18 protein-coding genes are annotated in these 21,420 nt (G+C 61.4%); 9 read left to right on the top strand and 9 right to left on the bottom strand.

The window, feature by feature from the left end:
• The 5 genes from LUU92_RS14275 (at position 1) to LUU92_RS14295 (ending at position 5,311) form a co-directional block, all read left to right on the top strand.
• Complete coding sequence (locus tag LUU92_RS14275; RefSeq protein WP_257102151.1) at positions 1–1,623, top strand: ArnT family glycosyltransferase; 1,623 nt, start codon at positions 1–3, stop codon at positions 1,621–1,623.
• 168 nt (positions 1,624–1,791) lie between these two features.
• Positions 1,792–2,025 carry a type VI secretion system contractile sheath small subunit gene (locus tag LUU92_RS14280; protein ID WP_130898151.1) on the top strand — a complete coding sequence of 78 codons (234 nt, stop codon included), beginning with the start codon at positions 1,792–1,794 and terminating at the stop codon, positions 2,023–2,025.
• Between the two features lie 175 nt (positions 2,026–2,200).
• Positions 2,201–2,911: an HPP family protein gene (locus LUU92_RS14285; RefSeq protein ID WP_071488300.1), complete on the top strand. Its 711-nt coding sequence runs from the start codon at positions 2,201–2,203 to the stop codon at positions 2,909–2,911.
• 141 nt (positions 2,912–3,052) lie between these two features.
• The gene (locus LUU92_RS14290; protein WP_257102152.1) at positions 3,053–4,156 is read left to right on the top strand and encodes an enoyl-CoA hydratase/isomerase family protein; all 1,104 of its coding nucleotides are present in this window, start codon (positions 3,053–3,055) and stop codon (positions 4,154–4,156) included.
• A gap of 3 nt (positions 4,157–4,159) precedes the next feature.
• A complete protein-coding gene (locus LUU92_RS14295; RefSeq protein WP_092243608.1) occupies positions 4,160–5,311 on the top strand; it encodes an acyl-CoA dehydrogenase family protein in 1,152 nt (383 codons plus the stop codon).
• Between the two features lie 56 nt (positions 5,312–5,367).
• Here LUU92_RS14295 and LUU92_RS14300 read toward each other — a convergent pair whose 3' ends face one another.
• From LUU92_RS14300 to LUU92_RS14315, 4 genes are read right to left on the bottom strand one after another with little or no spacing between them, the layout of a single operon-like run.
• Positions 5,368–6,141, bottom strand: coding sequence for an enoyl-CoA hydratase (locus tag LUU92_RS14300; RefSeq protein ID WP_017738134.1), 774 nt, complete (start codon positions 6,139–6,141; stop codon positions 5,368–5,370).
• An 11-nt stretch (positions 6,142–6,152) separates the two neighbouring features.
• The gene (locus tag LUU92_RS14305; protein ID WP_257102153.1) at positions 6,153–7,280 is read right to left on the bottom strand and encodes an acyl-CoA dehydrogenase; all 1,128 of its coding nucleotides are present in this window, start codon (positions 7,278–7,280) and stop codon (positions 6,153–6,155) included.
• A gap of 9 nt (positions 7,281–7,289) precedes the next feature.
• Positions 7,290–8,474 carry an acetyl-CoA C-acyltransferase gene (locus tag LUU92_RS14310; RefSeq protein ID WP_257102154.1) on the bottom strand — a complete coding sequence of 395 codons (1,185 nt, stop codon included), beginning with the start codon at positions 8,472–8,474 and terminating at the stop codon, positions 7,290–7,292.
• Positions 8,475–8,486: 12 nt separating this feature from the next.
• Positions 8,487–9,254 (bottom strand): SDR family NAD(P)-dependent oxidoreductase, encoded by a 768-nt coding sequence (locus LUU92_RS14315; RefSeq protein WP_071488294.1) that lies wholly within the window; start codon positions 9,252–9,254, stop codon positions 8,487–8,489.
• Between the two features lie 201 nt (positions 9,255–9,455).
• Here LUU92_RS14315 and LUU92_RS14320 point away from each other — a divergent pair, with 201 nt between their 5' ends.
• From LUU92_RS14320 to LUU92_RS14335, 4 genes are all read left to right on the top strand, one after another.
• The gene (locus tag LUU92_RS14320; RefSeq protein ID WP_071488293.1) at positions 9,456–10,349 is read left to right on the top strand and encodes a bestrophin family protein; all 894 of its coding nucleotides are present in this window, start codon (positions 9,456–9,458) and stop codon (positions 10,347–10,349) included.
• Positions 10,350–10,419: 70 nt separating this feature from the next.
• Positions 10,420–11,478 carry a tetratricopeptide repeat protein gene (locus LUU92_RS14325; protein ID WP_071488292.1) on the top strand — a complete coding sequence of 353 codons (1,059 nt, stop codon included), beginning with the start codon at positions 10,420–10,422 and terminating at the stop codon, positions 11,476–11,478.
• Positions 11,479–11,584: 106 nt separating this feature from the next.
• Positions 11,585–13,090 (top strand): ATPase domain-containing protein, encoded by a 1,506-nt coding sequence (locus tag LUU92_RS14330; protein WP_071488291.1) that lies wholly within the window; start codon positions 11,585–11,587, stop codon positions 13,088–13,090.
• Positions 13,087–14,757 (top strand): ATP-binding protein, encoded by a 1,671-nt coding sequence (locus LUU92_RS14335; RefSeq protein WP_071488290.1) that lies wholly within the window; start codon positions 13,087–13,089, stop codon positions 14,755–14,757. The genes LUU92_RS14330 and LUU92_RS14335 overlap by 4 nt, the downstream gene beginning before the upstream one ends.
• Before the next feature lie 28 nt (positions 14,758–14,785).
• Here LUU92_RS14335 and LUU92_RS14340 read toward each other — a convergent pair whose 3' ends face one another.
• The 5 genes from LUU92_RS14340 to LUU92_RS14360 all read right to left on the bottom strand — a co-directional run bounded on the left by LUU92_RS14340 (position 14,786) and on the right by LUU92_RS14360 (position 21,359).
• The gene (locus tag LUU92_RS14340; protein ID WP_071488289.1) at positions 14,786–15,163 is read right to left on the bottom strand and encodes a response regulator; all 378 of its coding nucleotides are present in this window, start codon (positions 15,161–15,163) and stop codon (positions 14,786–14,788) included.
• Positions 15,164–15,241: 78 nt separating this feature from the next.
• Positions 15,242–16,435, bottom strand: a complete 1,194-nt coding sequence (locus tag LUU92_RS14345; protein WP_071488288.1) for a hybrid sensor histidine kinase/response regulator — start codon at positions 16,433–16,435, stop codon at positions 15,242–15,244.
• Positions 16,429–17,034, bottom strand: coding sequence for a chemotaxis protein CheB (locus LUU92_RS14350; protein WP_071488287.1), 606 nt, complete (start codon positions 17,032–17,034; stop codon positions 16,429–16,431). The genes LUU92_RS14345 and LUU92_RS14350 overlap by 7 nt, the downstream gene beginning before the upstream one ends.
• A complete protein-coding gene (locus LUU92_RS14355) occupies positions 17,031–17,861 on the bottom strand; it encodes a CheR family methyltransferase (RefSeq protein ID WP_371322019.1) in 831 nt (276 codons plus the stop codon). Before LUU92_RS14355 ends, LUU92_RS14350 begins: the two co-directional genes overlap by 4 nt.
• On the bottom strand, positions 17,862–21,359 hold the full coding sequence (locus tag LUU92_RS14360) for a response regulator (RefSeq protein WP_222539761.1): 3,498 nt from the start codon (positions 21,357–21,359) through the stop codon (positions 17,862–17,864).
• Between the last annotated feature and the right edge of the window lie 61 nt (positions 21,360–21,420).

Raw genomic sequence — 21,420 nt, forward strand, 5'->3', positions numbered from 1 at the left:
GTGAACAAAGCTCAACCGTCCCCGCTGAATGCAACAATCCGCCGCCAGTCCCTTGGTCTGGGATTGCTGGCGTTGTTGCTGTTTATCGCTGGCAACTGGCACCAGGCAATCATCGGTTTCGACTCGCGCTTTGTGTTGTTTGCCCAGGAAATGCTGCGTCATGGCCCCAGCGTCTTCCCCACCACCTATGGGCAGCCTTATGCGGATTACCTGGCCACCTCGACACTGTTGACCTGGCTGGTTTCACTGCCCCTGGGCCAGGTCACCAGCCTCACGGCCTGGTTGCCCACGGCGATCGCCTCGGCGTTTATCGTCACCTTGGTGTATCGCCTGACGGCGCCCTACTCCCAGCGCTGGGGGCTGCTGAGCATTGCGCTCCTGTTGTTGAGCAGCAACTTCATCAGCGAAACCCGTGCGGTGTCCCTCGACCAGATGCTGGCAGCCATCGCCCTGGCGGTGTTTTACCTGGGTTACGCCCATGATCACTTCGGGTCCGCTAAACGCCTGCATTGGCTGTACCTGCTGCTGATCCTGGGCTTTGCCGTGCGTGGGCCGATTGGCCTGGTGATTCCTACGGGCGTGCTCTGCAGCTACTACCTCATCAACCGGCAATGGCGCCAGTTGTTCAGTTTCGGCTTGCTGGCGCTGGCATTGCTGGTGGCATGCGTGGGCCTGTTGCTGCTGATGGCCAAGTCGAGCGGTGGCGAAAGCTTCATGCAGGACGTGATCCGCATGCAGTTCCTCGGCCGCATGGATGGCAGCGAAGGTTCGAGCGGCATGCTGTACTACTTCACCAGTTCGCTGGGCAATTACGCCTTGGCGTATCCGATGGCGCTGCTGGTACTGCTGGCCATGGTGCTCAGCGGGCGCCGCGCGCCGGGACCGGCATTGCAGTTGGTGTGGTATTGCGCCGCCGCCGGCTTGCTGGTGATGGTCGGCCTGTCGATTCCCCAGGCGAAAAAAGCACGTTACGTGCTGCCGATGTTGCCCATGGCGGCGATCATTGCGGCATACCCGTTCCAGGTCGCACACGGACGGCTCTTCGCCGGGCTGCGTGGGCTGATGCTGGGGATCTGGACGTTGTTGCCGACGCTGTTGATCGTCGGCCTGCTGTTGGCACGATCGCGCTACCCTGAGCAGTTGAGCCATCTCGGCTGGGTGTTGGGCGTGCTGGGCGGCCTGCAGGTGCTGGCCTTGGTGACACTCTTCAAGAGCCGCCTGCGTCCGGTCGGGCCGGCCTTTGCCGCGGTGCTGGCAGTGTGGGCCTCCTATATCCTGGTGGTCGAGCCGCTGGAGCGCAGTATCTACGACACCCGCACCTTTACCTTACGGGTTCATGAGCAGGTGATGCAGCAACGCGCGCCGGTGGTGCTGCATGGCTTGGGCAAAGACGCCAAGGCCATCAAGTACATGGTCAACCTCGATTGCGACCAAGTGCCGTTGTTCACTCAGCAAGCCGCCGACCTCAAGCCACTCCAGGGACCCGCCTGGCTGGTGATGAGCCAAGTGGATTACGAAGGCTTGCAAGACCCGCGCTTTCGTTCCATCACGCCGACCCTGACCGGCGAATTCGACCGCAACCCTTACGTGCTGCTGCACCTGGCCAAACCTGCGCAACCTTGAGTCTGCGCCGGCGCTGCCGGCGCGGAAAATTCCCACGCAGCTTTACGTAATAACTGGTGCCGTTTCTCTTTCCTGCGTCCAAAACCCGACGGTAAACTCGCTTGCCGGGTGCGGTATTCATTTACCGCCACAGGTCATGGGTGACCACAAGGACGAGAGGACAACGCCGTGCCAGATGATGCTTCGCTTGATAACCCAGCCTTGACCAGCACCGAAGTGCATGTCGGCTATATTCCCCTGCCACCGCTGGACCGGCTGATGGGGCTGCGCGACGCGTTGGTGGCGTTGAAAGGCCCGCTGGCCAGTGAACCCGGTTTGCAGGAGAACCTGCGCAAGCGTTTTTTCGATGAAGAGTCCAGTAATCGAGTGCTGGGTAAAGTCTGCTGCTCGATAGTAGTCTGACCGTATTCCAATTCATTATTTTTGCATTCAACCCTCATTAATATGCACTGGCGCCTCTGTTCCACGCGCGGCACACTGCATGGGTTCCTTCCCCCAAATGTTGGAACTTTCAAAGGGCTTTTCCGGGCAACCAGACAAGCCTTTTTTTTGCCCGCTGTTTATGGACTGCCTCCCAATGCTCGCTCGCTGGTTCCCCGCTGCTATCAATACCCGCCCCACCGAATGGAGCCGTGCCGCGATCGGCATGGCCCTTGGCACCTTGTTCAGCGTCTGGTTGTGCTCCCAGGTGTTTGGCATGGATGTCGCGTTGCACCTGCTTGGCCCGCTGGGTGCGTCGGCCGTCCTGTTGTTCGCCGTGTCATCGGGTGCCTTGGCGCAACCTTGGTCGATTATCGGCAGCTACCTGTGCGCAGGCGTGATTGCCTTGCTGGTCACTCGTGTCCTCGGCCCGTCCCTGGGCGGCGCCTGCCTGGCGGCCGGCATGACCGTAATACTGATGTGCTGGTTGCGCTGCCTGCACCCGCCCGCCGGTGGCCTGGCCATGACGCTGGTCCTGGCAGACCCGGCGTCCGCCGCCCTGGGCTGGTATGAGCTGGGTGCGGTATTGCTCGGCGCCGGTGCACTGCTGGCCTGCGCACTGGCGTATAACAACGCCACGCGCACGCGTTATCCCAAATGCGCGGTGGAAGCACCGGCACCGCTACCGTTCACCCCCAGGGCCGACCGAGACCCTGGTATTACCGCCGCTGATTTGACACTGGCGCTGGCGCAAATGGAGCAGTTCTACGATGTGGAACCCAGCGAACTGGAACAACTCATCCACGCGGCGCAAACCCACGCCAGGCGCCGTAGCATCGGCGAAACACTGGCCAGCCGGTTACCCTGAGCCGGTCGTGCGCTTGCTGCATAAATGCAAAAACGACCTGCAGGATTGAAGGTTGTACTAGGCAAATTTGCACTGGTACGATCATGAGAAGGTTCATCCGTGAACATCTTGATAAAGAACAATAAAAGCAGGGAGTTATCGATGACTGCTCAGGTTTCATCCGAAGCAAGCCACGCCCAGATACTTCAGGACGAAGTCCTCGCCGAGGTCCGCAACCACATCGGCCACCTCACCCTCAATCGCCCCGCCGGCTTGAATGCCATTACCCTGGACATGGTGCGCAGCCTCACGTCCCAGTTGCAGGCATGGGCTGATGATCCGCAGGTGTATGCCGTGGTCCTGCGCGGTGCCGGTGAAAAAGCCTTTTGTGCAGGTGGCGATATCCGTTCTCTGTACGACAGCTTCAAGAACGGCGACACCCTGCACCAAGACTTCTTCGTCGAGGAATATGCTCTGGATCTGGCCATCCACCACTACCGCAAGCCAGTCGTGGCACTGATGGACGGGTTTGTCCTGGGCGGCGGCATGGGCCTGGTGCAGGGCGCTGATTTGCGCGTAGTCACCGAGCGCAGCCGCCTGGCGATGCCGGAAGTGGCCATCGGTTATTTCCCTGACGTGGGTGGCAGCTACTTTCTGCCGCGCATCCCCGGCGAACTGGGGATCTACCTGGGCGTGACCGGGGTACAGATCCGCGCGGCCGACGCGCTGTATTGCGGGTTGGCTGATTGGTACCTGGAAAGCCACAAGCTCGCCGACCTTGACCAGAAGCTCGACCGCCTGCAATGGCACGACTCGCCGCTCAAAGACCTGCAGGGCGTGCTCGCCAAACTGGCCGTGCAGCAATTGCCCGATCCGCCGTTGGCCGCTCTGCGCCCCGCCATCGACCACTTTTTCGCGCTGCCGGATGTGCCGAGCATCGTTGAACAATTGCAGCAAGTCACCGTGGCCGACAGCCATGAATGGGCGTTGAGCACCGCTAACCTGATGCTGACCCGCTCCCCCCTGGCCATGGCTGTTACGTTGGAGATGTTGCGCCGCGGCCGGCGCCTGCCCCTGGAAGACTGTTTTGCCTTGGAGCTGCACCTGGACCGCCAATGGTTCGAGCGCGGCGACCTGATCGAAGGCGTGCGCGCCCTGATCATCGACAAAGACAAAAGCCCGCGCTGGAACCCGCCCACCCTGCACGGGCTGGCCCTCAGCCACGTTGAGAGCTTCTTTCATCACTTCGAGAAGGTTGCGAAATAAGCCATGCAAGACATTGAATACACTGAAGAACAAGTAATGATCCGCGACATGGCGCGTGACTTCGCCCGGGGTGAAATCGCACCGCACGCCCAAGCCTGGGAGAAAGCCGGCTGGATCGACGACGCCCTGGTGGCAAAGATGGGCGAACTGGGCCTGCTGGGCATGGTGGTGCCGGAAGAATGGGGCGGCACCTATGTCGATTACGTCGCCTATGCCCTCGCCGTCGAGGAGATTTCCGCGGGTGACGGTGCCACTGGCGCACTGATGAGTATCCATAATTCAGTGGGTTGCGGGCCGATTCTCAACTACGGCACAGATGAACAAAAACAGACCTGGCTGGGCGACCTCGCCAGCGGCCAGGCGATTGGCTGCTTCTGCCTGACCGAACCCCAGGCCGGTTCCGAAGCGCACAACCTGCGTACCCGTGCCGAACTGCGCGACGGCCAGTGGGTAATCAACGGGGCCAAGCAGTTCGTCAGTAATGGTAAACGCGCCAAACTGGCGATTGTATTTGCGGTGACTGATCCCGACCTGGGCAAGAAAGGCATCTCGGCGTTCCTGGTGCCCACCGCAACCCCGGGATTCGTGGTGGATCGTACCGAACACAAGATGGGCATCCGTGCGTCCGATACCTGCGCCGTGACCCTGAACCAGTGCAGCGTGCCCGAGGCCAACCTGCTGGGTGAGCGTGGCAAAGGCCTGGCCATCGCGCTGTCCAACCTGGAGGGTGGCCGCATCGGTATCGCCGCCCAGGCATTGGGCATCGCCCGCGCGGCATTTGAAGCAGCGTTGGCCTATGCCCGTGATCGGGTGCAGTTTAACAAGGCAATCATCGAGCACCAGAGCGTGGCCAATTTGCTGGCCGACATGCAAACCCAGCTTAACGCCGCACGCTTGCTGATCCTGCACGCCGCACGGCTGCGCAGTGCCGGAAAACCCTGCTTGTCGGAAGCGTCCCAGGCCAAGCTGTTTGCCTCGGAAATGGCCGAGAAGGTTTGCTCATCGGCGATGCAGATTCACGGTGGGTACGGATACCTGGAGGATTATCCGGTGGAGCGTTACTACCGGGATGCGCGGATCACGCAGATTTACGAAGGAACCAGTGAGATTCAGCGGATGGTGATTGCCAGGGAGCTGAAGAACTATCAGCTCTAGCAACGTGGGAGGGGCAAGCCCCCTCCCACCTTTGATACTCAGTCTTTGACACCGGGTTATTTGTCCTTGAACTCCGGCGCGCGCTTGGCCACGAATGCCGCCATGCCTTCCTTCTGATCCTGCGTGGCGAACGCCGCATGGAACACCCGGCGCTCAAAGCGCACGCCTTCCGACAAGCTCACTTCGAATGCTCGGTTCACGCTTTCCTTGACCATCATGCTGATCGGCACCGACTTGCCGGCAATCAGCGTCGCGACTTTCAGCGCTTCTTCCAGCAGTTCATCGGCGGGTACGATACGCGCGACGATCCCGCAGCGCTCCGCTTCCACCGCATCGATAAAGCGCCCGGTCAGGCACATTTCCATGGCCTTGGCCTTGCCCACCGCACGGGTCAGGCGCTGGGTGCCGCCCATGCCCGGCAGTACGCCGAGGTTGATTTCCGGCTGGCCGAACTTGGCGCCGTCACCGGCCAGGATGAAGTCGCACATCAACGCCAGTTCGCAACCGCCGCCCAGGGCGAAGCCGTTGACGGCGGCGATGATCGGCTTGCGGCGGTTGGCCACGCGGTCGCTGTCGCTGAACAGATCGTCGAGGTAGATCTGCGGATAGGTCAGCTCGGCCATTTCCTTGATGTCGGCACCGGCGGCGAAGGCTTTTTTCGAGCCGGTCAACACGATGCAGCCGATTTCCGGGTTGGCTTCAAGGCCATCCAGCGCCTGGTTCAACTCGCTGACCAGTTGCGCGTTCAGGGCGTTCAAGGCTTGCGGGCGATTGAGGGTAATCAGCCCGACGCGGCCCTGGACTTCGAGCAAAATGGTTTCGTAACTCATGTATCGGCTCCTTAGAGATTGCGTGAGATGACCATGCGCTGGATATCGCTGGTGCCTTCGTAGATCTGGCAGACCCGCACGTCGCGGTAGATCCGCTCCAGAGGGAAGTCGCTCAGGTAACCGTAACCGCCCAGGGTTTGCAAGGCGGCCGAACAGACTTTCTCGGCCATTTCCGACGCAAACAGCTTGGCCATCGAGGCTTCCACCAGTGCCGGCTTGCCGCTGTCGCGCAGTGCAGCGGCGTAATGCACCATTTGCCGGGCAACCGCGATTTGCGTGGCCATGTCCGCCAGACGGAAAGCAACGGCCTGGTGCTCGATGATGGGTTTGCCGAAGCTTTCGCGCTCGCGGGCGTAGTCGCGGGCTGCTTCAAAGGCGGCGCGGGCCATGCCCACCGATTGCGAGGCAATGCCTACGCGCCCACCTTCCAGGTTGGCCAGGGCAATCCTGTAGCCTTCGCCCTCCTCCCCCAGACGGTTGGCGACAGGAACCTTCACGTCCTCAAACAGGATCTGGCAGGTATCGGAGGCATGCTGGCCCAGTTTGTCCTCAACCCGCGCCACGCTGTAGCCCGGCGAGTCGGTTGGCACGATAAACGCGCTGATCCCGCGCTTGCCCGCCGCCGGGTCGGTCACGGCAAACACAATCACCACGCCGGCGTTCTGCCCGGAGGTGATGAACTGTTTGCAGCCATTGAGCACGTAATGGTCGCCTTCAAGGCGTGCGCGGGTCTTCAGGCTACTGGCATCAGAGCCGGCCTGGGGCTCGGTCAATGCAAACGCGCCGAGCATGGCGCCACTGGCCAGGGGCTTGAGGAATTGCTCTTTCTGCTGGTCGTTACCGAACTTGAGAATCGGCACGCAGCCCACCGAGTTGTGCACGCTCATGATGGTCGAGCAGGCCCCGTCACCGGCGGCAATTTCTTCCAGCGCCATGGCGTAGGCCAGGTAACCGGTGTCGCAACCGCCCCACTGTTCCGGCACCAGCATGCCGAAAAAGCCCAGCCCGGCCATTTCACCAATGGCTTGCGTGGGGAACCGGTGCTCGCGGTCCCACTCGGCGGCAAAGGGTTTCAGGCGTTCCTGGGCAAATTGCCGGGCGGCGTCGCTGATTTGCAGTTGTTCTTCATTGGGCAGCATGGTGGTTCCTTAGTACAGGCATTCGACGGCCATGGCCGTGGCTTCACCGCCGCCGATGCAGATGGCGGCGACGCCACGCTTGAGGCCTTTCTGGCGCAGGGCCGAAAGCAAGGTCACCAGGATCCGTGCACCGGAGGCACCGATCGGATGGCCCAGGGCGCAGGCACCGCCATGCACATTGACCTTGGCATGGGGGATCTCCAGCTTGCTCATGGTCACCAGGCTGACCACGGCAAAGGCTTCGTTGATTTCGAACAGATCGACCTCACCCAGGCTCCAGCCGGTCTTGCTCATCAGTTTGCGGATCGCTCCCACCGGCGCCACCGGGAACAACCCCGGCTCGTCGGCGAACGCCGCATGCCCATGGATCACCGCCAAAGGCTTGAGGCCACGTTTCTGTGCATCGGACTGGCGCATCAGCAACAAGGCCGCCGCACCGTCGGAAATCGAGCTGGAGTTGGCGGCCGTCACGGTGCCGCCTTCACGGAAGGCCGGTTTCAGGCTGGTGATCTTGTCCAGCTTGGCCTTGGGCGGCTGTTCGTCATGCAGGATGGTTTTCTGTTCTTTGCCCACGGTGACCTGCACCGGGACGATTTCTGCGGCAAAGCTGCCATGGGTAATAGCTTCTTGCGCCCGGGTCAGCGAAGCGATGGCGAACGCATCCTGGGCCTCGCGGGTAAAACCGTTGTGCATGGCGCAGTCTTCGGCAAAGGTGCCCATCAGGCGGCCCTTGTCGTAGGCGTCTTCGAGGCCGTCGAGGAACATGTGATCGAGCAACTTGCCGTGGCCCATGCGGTAGCCGCTGCGCGCACGGTCCAGCAGGTACGGCGCGTTGGACATGCTTTCCATGCCACCGGCAATCACCACGTCGACGCTGCCGGCCAGCAGTGAATCATGGGCCAGGATCGCGGCCTCCATGCCCGAACCGCACATCTTGTTGAGGGTGGTGCAGCGCGTGCCCTTGTCCAGCCCGGCGCCCAGCGCAGCCTGACGTGCCGGTGCCTGGCCGAGGCCTGCGGTCAATACGCAGCCGAACAGTACTTCATCCACGGCGTCGGGGGCGACACCGGCACGCTCGACGGCGGCGCGAATCGCAGCGGAACCCAACTGCGGCGCGGTCAGGCCCTTGAGGTCGCCCTGGAACCCACCCATGGGCGTGCGCACAGCGCTGACGATAACGATAGGATCGGTCATGGGAATTGCTCCTTATTTGGCCGCCATGCGCAAGGCACCGTCGAGACGGATCACCTCGCCATTGAGCATGCTGTTTTCAATGATGTGCCGCACCAGCGCGGCGTATTCGGCGGGCTTGCCCAGGCGCGGCGGGAATGGCACGCCAGCGGCCAGGGAGTCGCGCACTTCCGGCGTCATGCCGGCCATCATCGGGGTCTCAAAAATGCCGGGGGCGATGGTCATCACGCGAATACCAAAGCGCGCCAGCTCACGTGCCGCAGGCAACGTAAGGCTGGCAATGGCGCCCTTGGACGCGGCATACGCCGCCTGGCCGATCTGCCCGTCAAACGCCGCTACCGAAGCGGTATTGATGATCACGCCGCGTTCGCCATCGGCATTTGCCTCGGTTTCGGCGATGGCGGCGGCGGCCAGGCGCAGCAGGTTGAAGCTACCGATCAGGTTGACGTTGATCACCTGGGCAAAGCTCGCCAGCCCATGGGGGCCGTTCTTGCCGAGGATTTTCTCGCCACGCACCACACCGGCGCAGTTCACCAGCCCATGCAAACCGCCAAACGCCGCAAGCGTCGCCCGCACCGCCGCTTCGGCAGCCGCTTCCTGGCTGATATCCGCCACGCAGCTGCGTGCGTTGTCGCCAAGCTGCCTGGCCTTGGCTGCCACGGCGTCGGCATTCAGGTCCACCAGCATGACCTTGGCGCCAGCGCCAATCAGCATCTCGGCAGTCGCCGCGCCCAAGCCCGATGCGCCCCCGCTGACCAGGAAGCTCTTGTTCTCAATCTGCATTGTTGTTTCCTTGAACGGTCCGAATCGTCGAAATAGTCGCGCCAGAGCCGCCCGCCGACAATGGTCAAAGCCTTCAACCTGCCTGACTGTTTTGGCCAGTCATCGACCCCACCGATCATCCGGTCGGCCCAAGCGATTGGACGCTTGCGACGCTTGCTTCTAACCTGATGGCTTGCGCCACCTGAAGAAGCCCATCTCTGCATGATAGTCCGCCCCAAACCCAACCTCCTCGGCATCCTGTTCTCGCTCAAGGGTTCCATTGCCAAGCGCATCGCCCTGCGCAGCCTGCTGGTCACGCTGCTGGCCTCGGTGATCGTGCTGGTGGAAACCCTGCACCCGGCCTACTTCTCCAAGGTCAATGCCACGCCGTTCACCCTGCTCGGGCTGTCGTTGTCGATTTTCATGAGTTTTCGCAACAACGCCTGCTATGACCGCTGGTGGGAAGGCCGCAAGCAATTGGGGCAGATGATCATCGATGTGCGTTCGCTGATCCGCGAAACCCAGGTGCTCACAGATCCGGCTGAGCGTGCTGGCCTGCTGCGCAGCCTGTGCGGCTTCTCCCACGGCCTGGTTGCACGGTTGCGCCATGAGGATGAAGCCCGGGCCATCAAGCCGTGGGGGACGGTCCAGGCCAATCACCCCAACCTCCCCGACAGCCTACTGCAACAGCTGGGCGCCCGGTTTTCAGTGCTGGCCGAGCAAGGTGTGATCAGCGAGTGGCGCTACACACAATGGGAAACCCGACTGGTGAGCCTCAGCCAGGTGCAGGCGTCCTGCGAGCGCATCAAGAGCACGCCGCTGCCCTTCCCCTACACCCTGCTGCTGCATCGCACCATTTACCTGTTCTGCATTTTGCTGCCGTTTGCCATGGCCGAGCCGCTGGGATGGTTGACGCCAGTGTTCACCGCGATTGTCAGCTACACCTTCTTCGGCCTCGATGAAATCGGCGATGACCTGGAGGACCCGTTCGGTTTTGACGAGAACGACCTGCCCTGCAATGCCCTCCTGCGCACCCTGGAACGCGAAGTGTTGGCCGCCCTCGGTGAAACCGACCTGCCGCCACCCCTGGAGCCGGAGGACTACGTGCTCACCTGACGCGAGTTTGACACCCGTCGTGGTCTGACCGAAGCTGACGGCTTTGCTGCCCTCGCTTTCGGACGCCTGCATGTCAAAGTCACGCCGTTATTCCATCGTCGGCCTGTGCGCCCTGCTGTTGATTGTGCTGCTCACCTGGTATTTCTCTCGCGCCACCCCGGCAGTCGTGCCCCCCGCTATTGCCCACGGTTATTCAAAAGCCTTGAAACAGGCGCGCAACGGTGAGCCCGGTGCGGCGCGTGTGTTGTACCAGCAACTGGGTCGACCGGATCTGTCGCCCGAGCGCCGCGCCGCGTTGCACGCCGAACTGCCCAACTACCCCAGCCCCCAGGCGCTGAAACTGGCGGACAAAGACCTGGCCAGTGACTCACCGCTGGTACGCGAGGCTGCCATCCACAGCATTGTCGGCCTGGTGCCCACCGGCCAGCGCACGCTGCTGCTCGGCCCGGTGCTGGATGATCCCGAGCAAGAGGTACGGTTTGCCGCCGCCAATGCCTTGCTTGGCCTGTCTCCCGATACTCTGGGCCTGTACTTCGGGCCGTTGCAGCAGGTGCTGGATGAGTTTGTGAAAAAGCTCAAGGCCCAGCCCGAAACCGCCGAAGGCTGGATTCAACTGGCGCGCCTGTACATTCACAGCGCCCTGCTGCCGGACGCGCAAAACGCGCTTGAGCAGGCCATGCGCCTGCAACCGGATAACCTGCAAGCCGTGGTCGCGCAGATCGAGCTGCTGGACAAGCAAGGCAAGACCGAGGAGTCCCGCCAATTGTTGGCACGCCAGCTGGCCGCGCATCCGGAGTCGGCCTACCTGCAACATGCGCTGGGCATGTGGCTGCTGCACCATGGTGAACGCCCCTACGCCCTGCTCGGCCTGTCCAAGGCGGTGGAGCTGGAGCCGGATAATCAGGATTACCGCTACGACCTCGCGACGACGTTGCATGCGCAAGAGGAATTGGAGGCTGCGCAACGCCAACTCGAAGAGATCATCCAACGCCACCCGGCCAATCGCAAAGCCCGGGTATTGCTGGTCAATTATTGGAAAGAAAGCGGCCAGTTGCAGAACGTCCAGGTCCTGCTCGCCCAGCTCGAGCAACAGAATCCGGACGATCCTGCATTGCAGCAAGGCCTGTAGGCCGGACTGGAATTTGTTGAACCGCCACAAATTGCTACGGTCAAGAGAACATGGCGCGTCCATTTGGGCGCGCATCCTCTACTCGTATGTGACCTGAGGGCACTTCTTGTCTACATCCCAAGCGCAATTACCCGAAGAGAAAGCGGCCACTGGCATTGACGGTCTTGATGACATTCTTGCCGGGGGGCTCTCGCGCAGTCACCTGTTCCTGCTGGAAGGTGAACCCGGCACCGGTAAAACCACGGTCGCCCTGCACTTCCTGCAGTCCGGGGCCAGAGACGGCGAGCGATCGCTGTACATCACCCTGTCGGAAACCGAGCGTGAGTTGCGCCAAGGCGCCAAGTCCCATGGCTGGGACCTGGATGACAATATCCATATCTTCGAACTGACGCCGCCGGAAAGCCTGCTCAACGCCGACCACCAGCAGAGCCTGCTGTACTCCTCCGACCTGGAACTGGGCGAGGCCACGCGCCAGATCTTTGAAGTGGTGGAAAAGGTCAAGCCAAAGCGTGTGGTCATCGACAGTCTTTCGGAGATCCGCCTGCTCGCACAAAGCTCCCTGCGCTACCGTCGGCAGATCCTCGCGATCAAGCACTATTTCGTGCGTTACGACACCACAGTGCTGTTGCTGGACGACCTGACCACCGAATCCCTCGATAAAACCGTGCACAGCGTGGCGCATGGCGTGATCCGCCTGGAAGAGCTGACCCCCAACTACGGTGCCGAGCGCCGTCGCGTGCGGGTGGTCAAGTACCGGGGCCAGAAATACCGGGGCGGCTTTCACGACTTCACCATCATGGGCGACGGCGTCCATGTATTCCCGCGCCTGGTGGCGGCCGAACATCGTGGCGGCTACAAGCGCGAGACCTTGAGCAGCGGCATCGCCGCGCTGGATGCGTTGATGGGCGGCGGTGTCGAGACCGGTTCCAGCAGCCTGATCCTCGGCCCGGCCGGTACCGGCAAGTCGTTGATCTCGATGATCTTTGCCGCAGCCGCCGTGGCGCGGGGCGAGAAAGCCGCGTTGTTTATCTTCGATGAAGAACTGGGGCTGCTGTTCGAACGCATGAGAAACATGGGGATCGACCTCGCCGCCCTGCAGGCGACCGGTAACCTGCTGATCGAACAGGTGGATGCGGCCGAATTGTCTCCGGGCGAGTTTTCCCACCGGGTGCGCCGCTGTGTCGATGAGCGCGGCATCAAGACGGTGGTGATCGACAGCATCAACGGCTACCAGGCGGCCATGCCCGAAGAAAATGCGCTGATCCTGCATATGCACGAGTTGCTGCTCTACCTCAACCGCCGCGGCGCAGCGACGTTCATGACCGTCGCCCAACACGGGCTGGTCGGCGACATGCAGGCGCCTGTGGACATCACCTATCTGGCCGATACGGTCATTCTGCTGCGCTACTTCGAAGCATTGGGCAAGGTGCGCCGCGCCATCTCGATCATCAAGAAGCGCACCGGCAGCCATGAAGCCACTATTCGTGAATACCGGATTGGCGCCCAGGGGATGACGGTTGGCGAACCGCTGGATAATTTCCAGGGGGTCCTGCGCGGTATTCCGACCTACATGGGCGCCGGCTCCCCGCTGCTCAAGGATGAGGGGGTGTGACGGGCCTCATTCCGGTCTCCGAGCGTGCAATCGTATTGGCGCCAATGGGACGCGATGGCTCGCTGGCGCTGATGATGCTCAATGAAGCCGGGTACGCCGGCATCGTCGCCAGCAACCTTGGGGCATTGTGCGAGGCCCTGCAGGAGGGCGCCGGGCTGCTGATCATCGCCGCCGAAGCCCTGCGTGGGGTGGATCTTGACCCGCTGTTGACCTACCTGCACCAGCAGCCGGCATGGTCGGACTTGCCCATTGTGTTGATGACCCACCACGGCGGGACCGAACAGAATGGCTCATCCCACCTGAGCGGCCTGCTGGGCAATGTGACCTTCCTGGAGCGCCCCTTCCACCCGGTAACGCTGATCAGCCTGGTGAGCACCGCCTTGCGCGGTCGCCGCCGGCAATACGAAGCCCGCGACCGCCTGATCGACCTCAGCGATAGTGAGCTGCGCCTGCAACGCACGCTTGAAACCCTTGAACAGCAAGTCGAGGAACGTACCGCCCAACTGCGCAGCAATGAAGAGGCACTGCGCCAATCACAAAAAATGGAAGCCGTCGGCCAATTGACCGGTGGTATCGCCCATGACTTCAACAATATGCTCACCGGCATCATCGGCAGCCTGGAGCTGCTGCGAAGGCGTGTGTCCCGAGGCAAGTTGGACGATCTCGACAGCTTGATCGACCTGGGGGTGACCTCGGCCAACCGTGCCGCCGGCCTCACCCACCGCCTGCTGGCGTTCTCGCGCCGTCAATCCCTTGATTCCAAACCGGTGCAGATCAACCGCCTGGTTACCTCCATGGGGGAGCTGCTGCAACGCAGCATCAACGAAAGTATTCGCTTGGATATGCGTCTGGCGACTGATCTATGGACGGCCGAGGCCGATCCCAACCAATTGGAAAGCGCCCTGCTCAACCTGGTCATCAATGCCCGCGACGCCATGCCCGGTGGCGGCAGCCTGTCCGTGGAGACCACCAACCGGCATCTCGACAGCGTGTTCACCGCCGCCTACGGCACCTTGAAGCCCGGTGACTACGTTGAGTTGAGCGTCAGCGACACCGGCTGTGGCATTCCGGAAAGTGTGATGGGCCGCGTGTTCGACCCGTTTTTCACCACCAAGCCCATCGGCCAGGGCACCGGCCTTGGGCTCTCGATGATCTATGGCTTCGCCCGCCAGTCCCATGGCCATGTGACCATCCATAGTGAAGTGGGAAAAGGCACCACGGTGAGCCTGTTTCTGCCACGGTTTATCGGTGAAGTTGTCGCCGATGCCGTGGTGGATCCGGCGTTGTTGCCGTTCGCCAATGCCGGTGAAACCGTGCTGATTGTCGAAGACGACCCGGCCGTGCGGGTGCTGGTCAGCGCGGTTCTGAAGGAGCTGGGCTACGGTTTTGTGGAAGCTGTCGACGCCAACTCCGCCGTGCCCATTATCGAGTCGGAACAGCGTATAGATTTGATGATCAGCGACGTTGGCCTGCCCGGTATGAATGGTCGTCAATTGGCGGAAATCGGCCGGCAGATACGCCCGCAACTCAAGGTTCTGTTCATTACGGGGTATGCCGAGCATGCAGCCGTGCGGGGTGGGTTCCTCGACCCGGGCATGCAACTGATCACCAAACCGTTCACGTTTGATCTGTTGACGGCAAAAGTCCGAGAAATGATCAGGGGTTAGGGCTGCATGCGAGCAGCCCTATTGCGCTTCAGGCCAGCAAGCGCTGGATATGTTCCTGCAGGGTATCCAGATCAAACGGCTTGGCCAGGATCGGCGCGTTGCGTGTGATCGGGCTGTTGCAGTCGAGGATTTCCTGCGGATAACCGCTGATAAAGATGACTTTCAGCTCCGGCCTCAGCAGCAGCGCAGGCTCGGCGATCTGCACACCGGAGATACCCCCCGGCAAACGGTAATCCGTGACCATCAGGTCCAGGTGCGGCTTGGTCGCGAGAATTTCGAAAGCCTGCTCCCCGTCGATCGCCTTCAACACCCGATAGCCCAGGCCGGCCAGGTATTCACCCAACACAAACATAATGGATTCGTCGTCCTCGACGATCAGAACGACATCTTGTGCATCTTCACTCATGGGAAGCCTTTGTCCGGTCAATAGCTGCAATTACGACCATGGGGTCACGCAGAGGTTGCGTCGAGGTGACGATTGAATTCAAGCCGTCGCCTGCAAGGGCAGGCACACCCTGAACAAGGCGCCCTCGCCTATCCGGCTCTCGACTTCGATGGTGCCGCCATGGGCTGCAACGATCTGCTCGGAAATGAACAGCCCCAGGCCCAGGCCGGCCGCAACCTGGCTGGCCGATACCCGTTCGAACTGCTGGAAGATACGCTTCTGGTTGTCTTCACTGATACCAATGCCGTGATCGCGCACTTCTACGCGGGCTTCGTCATGCTCGCTGTACACGCGCACTTCTATCGGACTCTTGGCCCCGTAGCGCAAGGCGTTGGTCAACAGGTTGGTGACCACTTGCTCAATGCGGAACTCATCCCAGTGACCCTCCACGGAGCCTTCGGCAGTCAGGGTCATGGATGAATCCGCCGCCGCGACCTGGGGCGCGAAGTTCTCCACCAGGCTGCTGACAAGCTGTGTGAGGTCAAACCGCGCCGGGCGTATCGACAGTTTGCCGGTGCGGATGCGCGATACGTCGAGCATGTCTTCAATCAGGCGGATCAGGCTCTGGATCTGCCGTTCATCACGGTCGACCATGGCGTGCATCTTGTCCAGGGTGAACGCGGCGGCGTTGTCGCGGGCCAGGTGCATCTTGCGCAACTGGGTTTCGAGGATCAGCCCGTTGAGCGGCGTACGCACTTCGTGGGCGACGATCGACATGAAGTCATCACGCATGCGCACCGCCTGCTCCAGCTCGGCCTGGGTGGCCTGAAGACGTGTCAGCAGCAGTTCCTGCTCGCGACGGCTGCGCTCCAGGGCTTCGACCTGTAGCTTCATGGCCTTGCTCTGGCGGTACAGGTCGACGAACACGTTGACCTTGCTCTTCACCGCATGGATATCCAGCGGCTTGTGCAGGAAGTCCACGGCGCCGCTTTCGTAGCCCTTGAAGGCGTAATTGAGTTCGCGGCCGGCGGCGCTGACGAACACAATCGGGATGTTCTTGGTTTTCTCGGTGCCGCGCATCAGTTCGGCCAGCTCGAACCCGTTCATGCCGGGCATCTGCACGTCGAGAATCGCCATGGCGAATTCGTGCTCCAGCAACAGGGACAAGGCCTCGTCGGCGCTCAAGGCCTTGAATACCTGGCGGTCCTCGCGCTTGATCAGCGCTTCGAGGGCGAGCAGGTTTTCCGGCAGATCGTCGACGATCAGCAGTTTGGCCTGGACAGTACTTAACATGGGGAATATTCCAGCGAAGCCAGCAATGAGCCAATGCGGCTCAACGTCAGAATGTGGTCGGGTGTGTGCAGCGCCAGGGCTGCTCGGGGCATGACGGCGACACGTGCTTCAGTGGGCTCCTGCACCACGGTGGTTCCGCCCTGCTGCTTGACGTGGGCCAGGCCACGGGCGCCGTCCTGGTTGGCGCCGGTCAGCAGGATGGCGAGCAAGCCCGTGCCGTAGGCATCGGCGGCGGACTCAAACAGGAAGTCGATTGCCGGGCGCGAATGGTGCACGCGGTCCTCCTGACTCAGGGACAGGCTGCGATCATGCTCCACCGACAGGTGATAACCAGGCCCGGCAAAGTACAGCGTGCCGGGCTTGAGCACTTCCTTATCGCGCGCCTCCACCACCGGCATGGCGACGCGGCGATCAAACACCTCGGCCAGCTGGCTGCGGCGCTCGTCGGGCAGGTGCAGCACGGTGATGATGGGCAGGCCGAAGTCCGCAGGCAATTGGGCAAATACCGTCAGCAACGCTTCTACGCCACCGGCGGAGGCGCCGATAACAATAGCCTCTATGCCCCGGACCTGTGCCGGGCTGGCAGCCGCTTGATTCATAGCTTTCGGTAGATCCGTTCCTGTTTGACCAACGGTTCGAATTGCTTGCTGTACGCGGAGAAATCCAGGGTCTCCTTGCTGCCCAGCACCAGGAAGCCGCGATGACACAGCGACTCATGGAACAATCCAAACGCTCGATCCTGCAATTTTTTATTGAAATAAATCAGTACGTTACGGCACGAAATTAATTGAGTTTCCGAGAATACACTATCGGTTGCCAGGCTGTGATCGGCAAAGGTCACATTCTCACGCAGTGTTTTATCGAAGATCGCGTAATCGTAAGCCGCGGTGTAGTAGTCGGCAAATGAACGTTGCCCACCGGCCTGCTGATAGTTGGCGGTATAGGCGCGTACGTTCTCCAGGGAAAAGATCCCCTGCTTGGCCTTGTCCAGCGACGCCGGGTTGATATCGGTGGCGTAGATGATCGTACGCTCCAGCAACCCCTCCTCGCGCAGCAGGATGGCCATGGAGTACACCTCCTCGCCGGTGCTGCAGCCGGCGATCCAGATCTTGATCGACGGGTAGGTCTTGAGCAGCGGCACCACTTCCTGGCGGATCGCGAGAAAGTGCGACGGGTCGCGAAACATCTCGCTTACCGGAATCGTCAGGAACTGCAGCAACTGCATGAACGCCGCCGGGTCGTGCAACACGCGCTCCTGCAAGGCGGAAATGGTCGCGCAATCAAACTGGCGCAAGGCATGAGCCACGCGGCGCTTGACCGACGCCCCGGAGTAATCCCGGAAGTCGTAGCTGTACTTGAGGTAAATCGCCTCGATCAACAGGCGCAGCTCAATATCGCTGCTTTTTTCCAAGAAACTTCGCTCCACTTAAATGCGTTCCATCTTCGGTAGCCACACGCGAATCAGTGAGAACAGGCGATCCAGGTCGATCGGCTTGGCCAGGTAATCGTTGGAACCGGCCGCGAGGCAGCGCTCCTGATCGTCTTTCATGGCCTTGGCCGTCACCGCGATGATCGGCAGCTTTTTCCAGCGCGGGTCCTGGCGGATCAGGGCAGTGGCCTCGTAACCATCCATTTCCGGCATCATCACGTCCATCAGCACCAGGTCGATATCTTCGACTTCATTGAGTTTGTCGATGGCCTCACGGCCGTTACGCCCGATGACCACCACCGCGCCTTTGTGCTCCAGGGCGCTGGTCAGGGCGAAGATGTTGCGCACATCGTCGTCCACCAGCAGGATCTTGCGCCCCTCGAAGACCTTGTCGCGGCTGCGGGCGGTCTTGAGCATCTTCTGGCGATCATGGGACAGCTGGGATTCGACTTTGTGCAGAAAGAGTGTGACCTCATCCAACAGGCGCTCCGGCGAGCGGGCGCCCTTGATGATGATCGAGCGCGAATACTTGCGCAGTTCGGCTTCTTCATCGCGGGTCAGGTTGCGCCCGGTATAGACGATCACCGGCGGGAACGAGCAGATGTCCTCGGTGGCCATGCGCTTGAGCAGTTCGTTGCCGAGCATGTCTGGCAGCTTGAGGTCGATGATCATGCAGTCATAGACGTTAGTGCGCAGCAGGTCCAGGGCGGCCTGGGCGTAGCCGACGTCGGTGATCTCGATGTCATCGTCGCCGATCAGGCGGGCAATGCTGTCGCGTTGCAGGTCATCATCCTCTACCAGCAGTACGCGCTTGACCTTCTGGGTCAGCTTGGCTTCCAGGCGCGCGAACACGTCCTTGAGCTCTTCGCGGGTGGTGGGTTTGACCGCATAACCGATGGCGCCCATGTGCATGGCGGCTTCCACGCGGTCTTCCACGGAAATCACATGCACCGGGATGTGCCGGGTATTGGCGTGTTCCTTGAGGCGCTGCAGCACGGTCAACCCGGAATGGTCCGGCAGGCGCATGTCCAGCAGGATGGCGTCGGGCACATATTCCTCGGCCAGGCTGTAGCCTTCGTCCGCACCGTGGGCCACCAGGCAGTGGTAACCCAGCTCATGGGCCAGGTCGAACAGGATACGGGCGAAGTTAGGTTCGTCTTCCACCACCAGGATACAACGTGTGGTGAACGGGGCCTTGTCGCGGTCATCGGCGAAGCGCGGGATCTGGCTGGCATCGGCCACCGGCAGCGGCGACACCTTGGCTGGAGCCGGTGCGGGCACCACCACCACTTGGCGCGGCGGCTCGATCGGTGCTGCGTCCTCCCCTGGCTCTGCATAATGTTCCGGCAGCACCAGCGTAAAGGTGCTGCCTTTGCCCGGGGCACTGGTCACGCTGATATAGCCACCCAACAGGGCCGCCAGGTCGCGGGAAATCGACAGGCCCAGGCCGGTGCCGCCGTAACGGCGGTTGGTGGTGCCGTCGGCCTGGCGGAAGGCTTCGAAGATGCTTTCCTGCTGGTCTGGCGCAATGCCGATGCCGGAGTCGCGTACCGTAAAGGCAATGCCCTCCTCCGATGCTCGCGACACCGACAGGCTGACCTCGCCCTGTTCGGTGAACTTGACCGCGTTGGACAGCAGGTTCTTGAGGATCTGCTCCAAACGCTGGCGGTCGGTGAACAGCATGGTCGGCGTGCCTTCCTGCACCTCTACCTGGAAGCCCAGCTTGCGATCAGCCGCCAGCGGCTCGAACATGCCGCGCAGGCCGTCGACAAGCCGTGCCACGCTGGAGTTTTCCGGGCGCATCTCCAGCTTGCCGGCCTCCACCTTGGAAATATCCAGGATGTCATTGATCAGGTTGAGCAGGTCATTGCCGGCGGAATAGATCGACTCGGCAAACTTGACCTGTTCGGCGCTGAGGTTTTCCTGGGGGTTCTCGGCCAGCAACTTGGCCAGGATCAACGAGCTGTTCAGCGGCGTGCGCAGCTCGTGGGACATATTGGCGAGGAATTCGGACTTGTACTTGCTGGAGCGCTGCAATTCTTCGGCGCGTTCTTCCAGTTCGAGCTGGGCCTGGTTGAGCTCGATGTTCTTGCGGTCCATGGCGTCGCGTTGTTCGGCCAGGGTCTCGGTCTGTTCGGCGAGTTGCTCGTTGGTCTGTTCCAGCTCGGCCTGTTGGGTTTCCAGATGGGCCTGGGACTCCTTGAGGATGCGCGACTGTTCTTCCAGCTCTTCGTTGGCGGTCTTGAGTTCTTCCTGCTGCACTTGCAGCTCTTCGTTGAGCTGCTGGGTTTCGGCCAGCACTTCCTGCAGGCGCTGGCGGTACCGCGCCGCTTCGATGGAGGTGCCGATATTGCCGGCGATCAGCTCCAGCAGCTCTTCGTCACGCTCTTCCAGCGGGCGCAGGAAGCCCAGTTCGACCACGCCATTGACGCGGTCATCATCACTGGTGGGCATGACCAGCACGCTGCGCGTCGGCCCTTCACCCAGACCGGAGCTGACCTTGAAGTAATCCACCGGCACGTCATCCAGGCGAATCAGGCGATCGAGCTGGGCAGCCTGGCCGACAATGCCTTCGTCACTGTAGATCGCTTGTTCCCGCTGTTCCTGTTCGCGGGAAAAACCATAAGTGGCCACGCGCTTGAGACCGCCGTGTTCTTCGCGCACATACAGCGCGGCAACCGCCGAGCCCATGTACTGGGCAAAAAATTGAAGGATGTTGCGCCCGAGCATATTAAGGGTCAGTTGGCCGAGCACCTGCTCGGCCAGTTCGGTCTGGCCATTACGCAGCCAGGCTTGTTGTTCCAGGCGTCGCGCAATCTTCTGCTGTGACATGAGGTTTGCGCTGTAACTCTCTGATAGAGATACGAGATTTTTACGGCCGATATATGCCAGGAAGCCACTCAAGCCCAGCACAAAGACCAAATACAGGGTGACGCTGATCACCGTGGTGCGGGTGACTTGTTCGTTGCGGGTGATGCGGAACTGCTGCTCCATCGCCACCGCGTCTTCGTATTCCTTGCGGATTTCATCGGTCAGGCGCTTGCCACGGCCGGCCTTGACCGCGCTGCGGTAGTCACCGCTGGTGCGCTGCATATCTATCATCGACTGGGCGTAGTTGTTCCACTCGGCCTGCAGGGCTTCCAGGCGCTTGAGGCGATCCACCTGCTGCGGGTTGTCCGCCACCAGCTCCTGCAGGTTACGCAGGTCGGCGATGATGCGCGGCTTGGCCACTTCATACGGGTCGAGGAAATGCTCGTCGCCGGTGATCAGGAAGCCACGCATGCCGGTTTCCAGGTCCACGGTCAGCTTGGACGATTCATTGAGGTTATTGATAACCCGATCGGTGTGCTCAACCCACTGGATCACCGACAGCAGGTAGGTGATGAGGCAGACGAAAAACACCGCGCTGAGCACGCCCACACCCAGGGGCAATGCGACGTTTCGGCTCAGCAGGTTACGAAAGCTCTTTTCATCGACGGACGAAGCGGGAGTCATGGGCATGCCTTGGCCAAGTGTGTAAAAACCGGAAGTTTGCCCCAAAGTCGCACAGGAACGC

The sequence above is a fragment of the Pseudomonas extremorientalis genome, from assembly GCF_024584605.1.
GTDB classification, from domain to species: Bacteria; Pseudomonadota; Gammaproteobacteria; order Pseudomonadales; family Pseudomonadaceae; genus Aquipseudomonas; species Aquipseudomonas extremorientalis.